At 56.3% G+C, this 8,102-nt stretch carries 5 protein-coding genes, 2 tRNA genes and 2 rRNA genes (1 of these 9 only partly in view); 6 read left to right on the plus strand and 3 right to left on the minus strand.

Annotation, left to right across the window (positions count from 1 at the left end; all coding sequences use genetic code 11):
- Positions 1-187: 187 nt before the first annotated feature.
- Entirely contained in the window at positions 188-1,558 is a 1,371-nt protein-coding gene (locus tag RZS28_RS08355; RefSeq protein ID WP_407340853.1) for a hypothetical protein, read from the plus strand.
- A 58-nt stretch (positions 1,559-1,616) separates the two neighbouring features.
- Here RZS28_RS08355 and RZS28_RS08360 read toward each other — a convergent pair whose 3' ends face one another.
- Positions 1,617-2,051, minus strand: a complete 435-nt coding sequence (locus RZS28_RS08360) for a GlcG/HbpS family heme-binding protein (protein WP_407340854.1) — start codon at positions 2,049-2,051, stop codon at positions 1,617-1,619.
- A gap of 127 nt (positions 2,052-2,178) precedes the next feature.
- Between RZS28_RS08360 and RZS28_RS08365 the strand changes: the two genes are divergently transcribed.
- Positions 2,179-3,276 carry a polyamine ABC transporter substrate-binding protein gene (locus tag RZS28_RS08365; protein WP_407340855.1) on the plus strand — a complete coding sequence of 366 codons (1,098 nt, stop codon included), beginning with the start codon at positions 2,179-2,181 and terminating at the stop codon, positions 3,274-3,276.
- Positions 3,277-3,456: 180 nt separating this feature from the next.
- On the opposite strand, the gene RZS28_RS08370 is transcribed toward RZS28_RS08365, so the two are convergent.
- Positions 3,457-3,744, minus strand: a complete 288-nt coding sequence (locus RZS28_RS08370) for a hypothetical protein (protein ID WP_407340856.1) — start codon at positions 3,742-3,744, stop codon at positions 3,457-3,459.
- A 970-nt stretch (positions 3,745-4,714) separates the two neighbouring features.
- On the opposite strand from RZS28_RS08370, the gene RZS28_RS08375 reads away from it, so the two are divergent.
- The 3 genes from RZS28_RS08375 (at position 4,715) to RZS28_RS08385 (ending at position 6,657) form a co-directional block, all read left to right on the plus strand.
- A 16S ribosomal RNA gene (locus tag RZS28_RS08375) occupies positions 4,715-6,197 on the plus strand.
- 225 nt (positions 6,198-6,422) lie between these two features.
- Positions 6,423-6,499 (plus strand) — tRNA-Ile (locus RZS28_RS08380).
- Positions 6,500-6,581: 82 nt separating this feature from the next.
- Positions 6,582-6,657 (plus strand) — tRNA-Ala (locus RZS28_RS08385).
- Between the two features lie 85 nt (positions 6,658-6,742).
- Here the strand turns inward: RZS28_RS08385 and RZS28_RS08390 are convergent.
- The gene (locus RZS28_RS08390) at positions 6,743-6,961 is read right to left on the minus strand and encodes a hypothetical protein (RefSeq protein ID WP_407340857.1); all 219 of its coding nucleotides are present in this window, start codon (positions 6,959-6,961) and stop codon (positions 6,743-6,745) included.
- On the opposite strand from RZS28_RS08390, the gene RZS28_RS08395 reads away from it, so the two are divergent.
- A 23S ribosomal RNA gene (locus RZS28_RS08395) occupies positions 6,956-8,102 on the plus strand; it runs 1,682 nt beyond the window's last position. The two genes, RZS28_RS08390 and RZS28_RS08395, sit on opposite strands and share 6 nt — an antisense overlap.
- The 16S and 23S rRNA genes sit together here with 2 tRNA genes alongside, the layout of an rRNA operon.

The following is an 8,102-nucleotide window of genomic DNA, read 5'->3' on the forward strand; positions in this document are numbered from 1 at the left end:
GGCCCGTGGGCAACGATTGACTTGGCACGGAATCAATATTAAATAACGTCAATTAATTTTCGATACTTACGCGCCTCTCATCGCCAAACCCTATCAAGAAATTGCGCTGTTTTTACACGCATGTGCAGCGTCATGACGGCGTAACGGAAGCCGGCTATCGTCAGGGTTTCTGGAGCGGAGACGAAACATGTTGACGAGCCGGATGTTCGCACGTTTTTCCCTCGAGCAATTTCTCCCTCGCGTGTGGACGCGAGCCCGCTCGGGCCGGGTCGCCGCCGGCGCCGCCGTCTCGATCCTCGGGATGGTTGCGCTAGGCGCGAATTCTGAGCTCGGCGCGGCGACGGTTTGCAACGCCCCGCTCGGCTGGTGGGAGTCGAAAGGTCTCGAGCCGCTCTTCATCAACCCCAATGGTCCCGCGCCGCAGGTCGATTGCGATTTCCATGTCTGGTCGTGGACCGCATTTGTCCATTGGATGCAGACCGATCCGGCCACCGGCGAGCCCTATTTCCTCGCTCTGCCCACTTATGACGATCTGTTGTCGGGCGACGCTTTACGCGCCAAGGTTGGCCCGCGCACTCTGGTGCTCAAGCCGCGCAGCCCAAAGCCGAAAACGATGAATTCATTCAAGCAGGCGGGCTCGGATGGCGTTCTGGTCGATCAGAACGGGCGCGCCGTCTATTATTCCACCCATATGGATCCGGTCTATTTCGACTTCACCAAGACATATTTCGGGGTCGAGAATTACAAGAAGGCCGCGCCCACGCTGGAATATCCAATCGCCGCAACCGTCTTGAAGGCCGCATGGCGAATCGTTGCGCCAGGCGAGGACACGAGCGGCGTCTTCACGACGAAGGCCACCCTCGACCTTTTGAAGAGCGACGGCAAAGGCGGCGTCGAAACAAACGGCCAGACTGAGCCAAACGTCACGGTCGCCCTCGTCGGTGTCCACGTGGTTGGCGTGATCAAGGATCATCCCGAGTTCGCCTGGGGCACTTTCGAGCAGATCGGCAATGCGCCTGACCTGCCTCCCGGCGAGGACCCGCACTCTCCTAAGCCCGTCAGCGGTCAAAACTACACATTCTACAAAGGCGGGACGCCAGCCGACGCCTCCAATCATGTGTCAAGAAATCTCACGATCGATTCGGCCACCCAGATCATCGCGCCGATCACCAATGTCTTTCGTGAATTCGCCTATGGCGGCGCGACGCCGGAGTCCCGCGTGCAAGACATCGTTTCCGCCAATCAGAATTTCCAAACGGGGATCAAGGAACACCCCGCGGTCAAGCCCGTCTTCGCCAATTATCGCTTGATCGGCACCGCCTGGATCTTAGCCAACACGCTACAGCCCGGCGACGGCAATCTCGAGGCTCAAACGATCGGCTCGATCAACCTGGCCAATTCCACTCTCGAAACATTCGTTCAGCGCGGCGGAACGAATTGCTTCAGCTGTCACAACACGAGCGGCGGCGCCAGCTATCCCGGCAAGGACATAAACCTCAGCCACATCATCCTGGGCCCCTTGCCCAATGAGACGAAAACCCTCGAAGCCAACCCTTGAAACCGCCGCCCTCCGCAGGCATGGCCGCGCCGAGACGGGCGCGGCCTCGCGATTGACGTCAGGTCCGCCAGGGATGCGCCGGCAGGTCGCAGACCCCGACAGAGCTGCCGCCCGCCTGCGCAACCGCGTGATCATTCTCGACCGAACTGCCGCTGACGCCAATGGCGCCAATCAGCACGCCTTTGTCGTCGACGATCGGCAGGCCGCCCGGAAAAGTGATTAGCCCTTCGTTGGAATGTTCGATTCCGAAGAGAGAGCCGCCGGGTTGCGACAGCTTGCCGATTTGCCCCGTGGGCATGCCGAAGAAGACCGCGGTCTTCGCCTTCTTGATCGCGATGTCGATGCTGCCGACCCAGGCGTCGTCCATGCGATAGAACGCCTTGAGATTCGCTCCTGAATCGACGATGGCGATGCACATCTCGGTCCCGAGCTCGACTGCCCGCTTGCGCGCGGCCTCGATGGCGGTTTCCGCCGCCGCGATAGTGACATGCATGAGTGCCTCTCCGATCTCTTCCTGGGGATTGATGGTGGCGCGGCGGAATTGTCCGCTGGCGCAAGTTCCCTTATCTTGCGAATAAGACATATAGATCTAAGACCGAGTTTCGGAAGATAAGGCTCGAATGAAATCCCTTCGCATCATGGTTTGGGCGTTCGGGCTTTTGCTGTCCGGCGCGTCGCTCCCCGTCCTCGCGCAGGAGAGAACCGTCAACGTCTATAATTGGAGCGATTACATCGACCCCAAGGTCATTGACGACTTCACCAAGGAAACTGGAATCAAGGTCGTCTATGACACCTATGATTCGAATGAAGTGCTCGAGACGCGGCTCCTAGCTGGCAAGACCGGCTATGACGTGGTGGCGCCTTCCGGCCCTTTCCTGCAAAGACAGATCGCCGCAGGCCTCTATCAAAAGCTCGATAAGACAAGGCTCCCCAACATCAAGAACCTTTGGCCGGAGATCATGGCGCGGCTGGCCGTCTATGATCCGGGCAATCAATACGCGGTCAATTATATGTGGTTCACAACGGGCCTCGCCTATGACGTCGAGAAAGCCAAGGAGAGGCTCGGCGATGAGCCTCCGAATTCCTGGGACGTCGTCTTCAGGCCGGAAACCTTGAAAAAATTCGCCGATTGCGGCGTTTACGTCCTCGACAGTCCGGAAGATCTTTTCACGATCGCCTTGCAATATCTGAGGCTCAATCCCGATTCCCGCAATCAGAACGATCTCAAACGCGCGGCCGATCTCCTCGGCGCTCTGCGCCGGAATGTGAAGAAATTCCATTCGTCCGAATACATAAACGCGCTCGCCAATGGCGACATTTGCCTTGCTGTGGGCTGGGCCGGCGATAGTTTCCAGGCACGCAACAGGGCGCGCGAAGCGCAAAACGAAATTGTGATCGATTACCGGATCCCTAAGGAAGGGACGCTGATGTCGCTCGACAATCTGGCGATTCCGAAGGATGCGCCACATGTAGAGGAAGCCTACGCCTTCATCGATTTCCTGTTGCGGCCTGAGGTCGCCGCGCGCAACACGAACGCCACCAATTTCGCCAATGGCGTTCTCGCGTCAAAGCCGCTCATCAACAAGGATATTCTCGACAACAAGGCGATCTATCCCGACGCGGCTGTGATGAGCAGGCTCTTCACGGTCAAGAGCTACGATCCGGCGACGCAGAAATTCATCACCCGGGAATGGACAAGGGTCAAGACCGGCAAATAGGCTTGGAGCATGTTCTGATCGAAAAAGTTGAACGACTTTTTCGATCAGAACATGCTCCAACTTTTTGAATTTGAGCGATTCCTTTTCGATCAGATGATTCCATCTGATCGGGAAGCGCTCTAGCGTCTCGCCATGCGCAGGCGCCGGAGGCGCGGCCGCCCATTTTTCAAGGGATGATCCTCAATATTCGATCGGGTTCACGAGCAGGCCGGCGATCACGGCGAGGATCGCGCCGCTGACGCCCCCAACCGCCAAATTGCCGAGAACGGACACTATGTCGAAGCCGCCGCCGCCCGCCAGAGCTGGGATCAAGCTCTGAAGCAGCTGGCCGCCGATTGCGCCCCCTATGGCCCCGCTGACGGCGTCACCGATGCGGCCGAGGGTGAAGCCCGTAAGCCTGGCGAAGACGAAGCCGCCGGCCGCGCCGCTGACCAGTTGCAGAGCGAGATTGATGATGATCGCGGACATGCGAGCCCCTCGCGGGTCTATCGATCGGATGAAAGACCCGACCTAAAGCGCCAAGTTTCAGTTCGTTCGTCGCGCGGCCCTTGTTCCGAGGCGACGCTAGAAAATGTCGTGCTCAAGCTGAGCGCCCCTCGGAGCCTATCGAACCTCAGCGATGGCGCAATCGAACTGATTTTATCCTTAACAAGTCGTTTCACGTTCAAACGTTGCAACGGCCGGCGCGGATTTCGACACGCCGATTGCCGAGTTTGGCCTCGTCAGATTGGCGGAGAACCATGCTAGATCAAAGGCTTCGTACATCTTCGAAGGGCAAGGGAGCCAACGTCGTCCGGTCACGCTTGAGTCTCAGTTCGGCGATCTGCGTGGTCCCGCTTCCGCCGATTGGCGCGCGGCGGGATAAATCTCGCCGGCTTCGCTCAGGCTGGTCTCGCCTGACTTTCGAAATCTCCGCCAAAATCCATGGTTGGCTCTTGCATTTTCGCCAGACGATCATAAATTCGATGACCCGCCGCCACGAAGCCTTTGTGACGGCGGGCTTCGGACCCAGACCCGGAATTTCAAAGTTTTTGAAAAACACGTGTTGACAGTCTGAGGAAGCTGGACCTATAACCCGCCCATCGACGGCGACGCCGCTGGAGCGGCTGGCGCGGATCTCTTTTCTCGAGTTTCTCGGGCCTAAAACCACCCGGTTGACAAGACCGGGGAGAAAAGTGTTCGCTCTATAGGGTATAGACCCTGTATCGCTGAAGCTTCTGAAGTTTGCAGAAGCATTGCTGTTTGACAATTGAATCGGAAGAAAGAGAAACGTGGACGGCGGGGTCCTTGCGGACCGCATTCCTAGTGGATGCGGTCGATGAGATACTCTGGCGGTCACGTTTTACTTAAGTTCACCAAGTCAGCGAGCTTTGGTTCGCAGACAGGTGTGCTTGGGACTCGTCAAGAGATAGTGACCAGCCGGTACCAAATTCTCATTCAACTTGAGAGTTTGATCCTGGCTCAGAACGAACGCTGGCGGCAGGCCTAACACATGCAAGTCGAACGCCCCGCAAGGGGAGTGGCAGACGGGTGAGTAACGCGTGGGAACATACCCTTCGGTTCGGAATAGCTCAGGGAAACTTGGATTAATACCGGATACGTCCGCAAGGAGAAAGATTTATCGCCGAAGGATTGGCCCGCGTCTGATTAGCTAGTTGGTGAGGTAATGGCCCACCAAGGCGACGATCAGTAGCTGGTCTGAGAGGATGATCAGCCACATTGGGACTGAGACACGGCCCAAACTCCTACGGGAGGCAGCAGTGGGGAATATTGGACAATGGGCGAAAGCCTGATCCAGCCATGCCGCGTGAGTGATGAAGGCCTTAGGGTTGTAAAGCTCTTTTACCTGGGAAGATAATGACGGTACCAGGAGAATAAGCCCCGGCTAACTTCGTGCCAGCAGCCGCGGTAATACGAAGGGGGCTAGCGTTGTTCGGATTTACTGGGCGTAAAGCGCACGTAGGCGGATTCTTAAGTCAGGGGTGAAATCCCGGGGCTCAACCTCGGAACTGCCTTTGATACTGGGAATCTTGAGTTCGGGAGAGGTGAGTGGAACTGCGAGTGTAGAGGTGAAATTCGTAGATATTCGCAAGAACACCAGTGGCGAAGGCGGCTCACTGGCCCGATACTGACGCTGAGGTGCGAAAGCGTGGGGAGCAAACAGGATTAGATACCCTGGTAGTCCACGCCGTAAACGATGGATGCTAGCCGTTAGACAGCTTGCTGTTTAGTGGCGCAGTTAACGCTTTAAGCATCCCGCCTGGGGAGTACGGTCGCAAGATTAAAACTCAAAGGAATTGACGGGGGCCCGCACAAGCGGTGGAGCATGTGGTTTAATTCGAAGCAACGCGCAGAACCTTACCAGCTCTTGACATGCCTCGGACGGTTACCAGAGATGGTTTCTTCTCTTCGGAGCCGGGGACACAGGTGCTGCATGGCTGTCGTCAGCTCGTGTCGTGAGATGTTGGGTTAAGTCCCGCAACGAGCGCAACCCTCGCCCTTAGTTGCCATCATTCAGTTGGGCACTCTAGGGGGACTGCCGGTGATAAGCCGAGAGGAAGGTGGGGATGACGTCAAGTCCTCATGGCCCTTACGGGCTGGGCTACACACGTGCTACAATGGCGGTGACAATGGGATGCGAAGGGGCGACCCTTAGCAAATCTCAAAAAGCCGTCTCAGTTCGGATTGCACTCTGCAACTCGAGTGCATGAAGGTGGAATCGCTAGTAATCGTAGATCAGAACGCTACGGTGAATACGTTCCCGGGCCTTGTACACACCGCCCGTCACACCATGGGAGTTGGTTCTACCCGAAGGCGTTTTGCTAACCGCAAGGAGGCAGACGACCACGGTAGGGTCAGCGACTGGGGTGAAGTCGTAACAAGGTAGCCGTAGGGGAACCTGCGGCTGGATCACCTCCTTTCTAAGGATGATCCTTCAAGTCGGCGGACATTCGTTCGTCGCTTATTGGATCGCTTAGAACAATCGGTCAGTCAGACCGAATATGCGGGACTTCGCCGCCTTCGTTTCTCTTTCTTCCTGGACGAGCCTGCGCGGTCCTGGCGGCGCTTGGACGCATGTCCTCGTGACGCGTCGCCGTGGGTCGCGCAATGGTTCAGGCTGCCTGCGCAGGCTTGAGCAAAGGCTTGGGCTTGTAGCTCAGTTGGTTAGAGCGCGCGCTTGATAAGCGTGAGGTCGGAAGTTCAAGTCTTCCCAGGCCCACCATTCTGTAGCCGGAAGGCTAAGGTCAAAACACTGAAGAGCATGACGTGTTTTCGGTCTGGCTTTTTGGCCTCCGCATTCTGGAGGGGCCATAGCTCAGTTGGGAGAGCGCGTGCTTTGCAAGCATGAGGTCGTCGGTTCGATCCCGTCTGGCTCCACCAGATTGGTTGATCATCCGGCCGCTTTGCTTGCCGGCTTCGTCCATAGACAAAGTTTCGCTTTGACGCGCATTGTCGTCAGAGCGGGTTATCTTACATCGTGAAGAGGAAATACATCCGATTGCTTGAGGCGATTTCGATCGCCGAAAGCAAGCGCTTCAGTCAGTGGGCGGAGCATGACCGCACCGTCCTCGGATGTATTTGAAGCAAACTGGTCTTTTATGATCGAGTCCATTGGCTTGCGCTCCAGAACGGAGTTCAGGCCGGCCGCTGCCGAGCGGTGGGCATCGATAATGAGAGCGATCAAGTGTCTTAAGGGTATCCGGTGGATGCCTTGGCGCTGAGAGGCGATGAAGGACGTGGTACGCTGCGATAAGTCATGGGGAGCTGCGAACAAGCTTTGATCCGTGAATTTCCGAATGGGGAAACCCACCTTCGATATCTGTAATTCTGAAGTCTGAAGATTTGCGCCGCGCGAGCGGCCGGAGTTCTCAGGGTTCGGACTTGCAGATATCAAAAGAAGGTATTTGCTCCTGAATACATAGGGAACAAAAGCTAACCTGGGGAACTGAAACATCTAAGTACCCAGAGGAAAGGACATCAACGAGACTCCGTTAGTAGTGGCGAGCGAACGCGGACCAGGCCAGTGCTTCTGTATTTCTAACTGGAATCGATTGGAAAATTGGGCCTTAGTGGGTGATAGCCCCGTACGGATTTCGAAATGCAGAAGACTCGAGTAGGGCGGGACACGTGCAATCCTGTCTGAACATGGGGAGACCACTCTCCAAGCCTAAGTACTCCTCAGCGACCGATAGCGAACTAGTACCGTGAGGGAAAGGTGAAAAGCACCCCGACGAGGGGAGTGAAATAGTCCCTGAAACCGGATACCTACAAACAGTCGGAGCCCAAGATTCGTTCTGGGTGACGGCGTACCTTTTGTATAATGGGTCAGCGACTTAATCTGACGAGCAAGCTTAAACCGATAGGTGTAGGCGCAGCGAAAGCGAGTCTTAATAGGGCGTCGAGTTCGTCGGATTAGACCCGAAACCTAGTGATCTAGCCATGAGCAGGTTGAAGGTGAGGTAACACTCACTGGAGGACCGAACGGGTGTCTGTTGAAAAAGACTCCGATGACTTGTGGCTAGGGGTGAAAGGCCAATCAAACTGGGAAATAGCTGGTTCTCCGCGAAATCTATTTAGGTAGAGCCTCGCGTGAATACTCCAGGGGGTAGAGCACTGGATGGGCTAGGGGGGTACACAACCTTACCAAACCTAACCAAACTCCGAATACCTGGAAGTAATGCGCGGGAGACACACGGCGGGTGCTAACGTCCGTCGTGAAGAGGGAAACAACCCAGACCAACAGCTAAGGCCCCCAATTCGTGGCTAAGTGGGAAAGGATGTGGAAATCCCAAAACAACCAGGAGGTTGGCTTAGAAGCAGCCATC

Source organism: Methylocapsa polymorpha, assembly GCF_045689225.1.
GTDB lineage: Bacteria > Pseudomonadota > Alphaproteobacteria > Rhizobiales > Beijerinckiaceae > Methylocapsa > Methylocapsa polymorpha.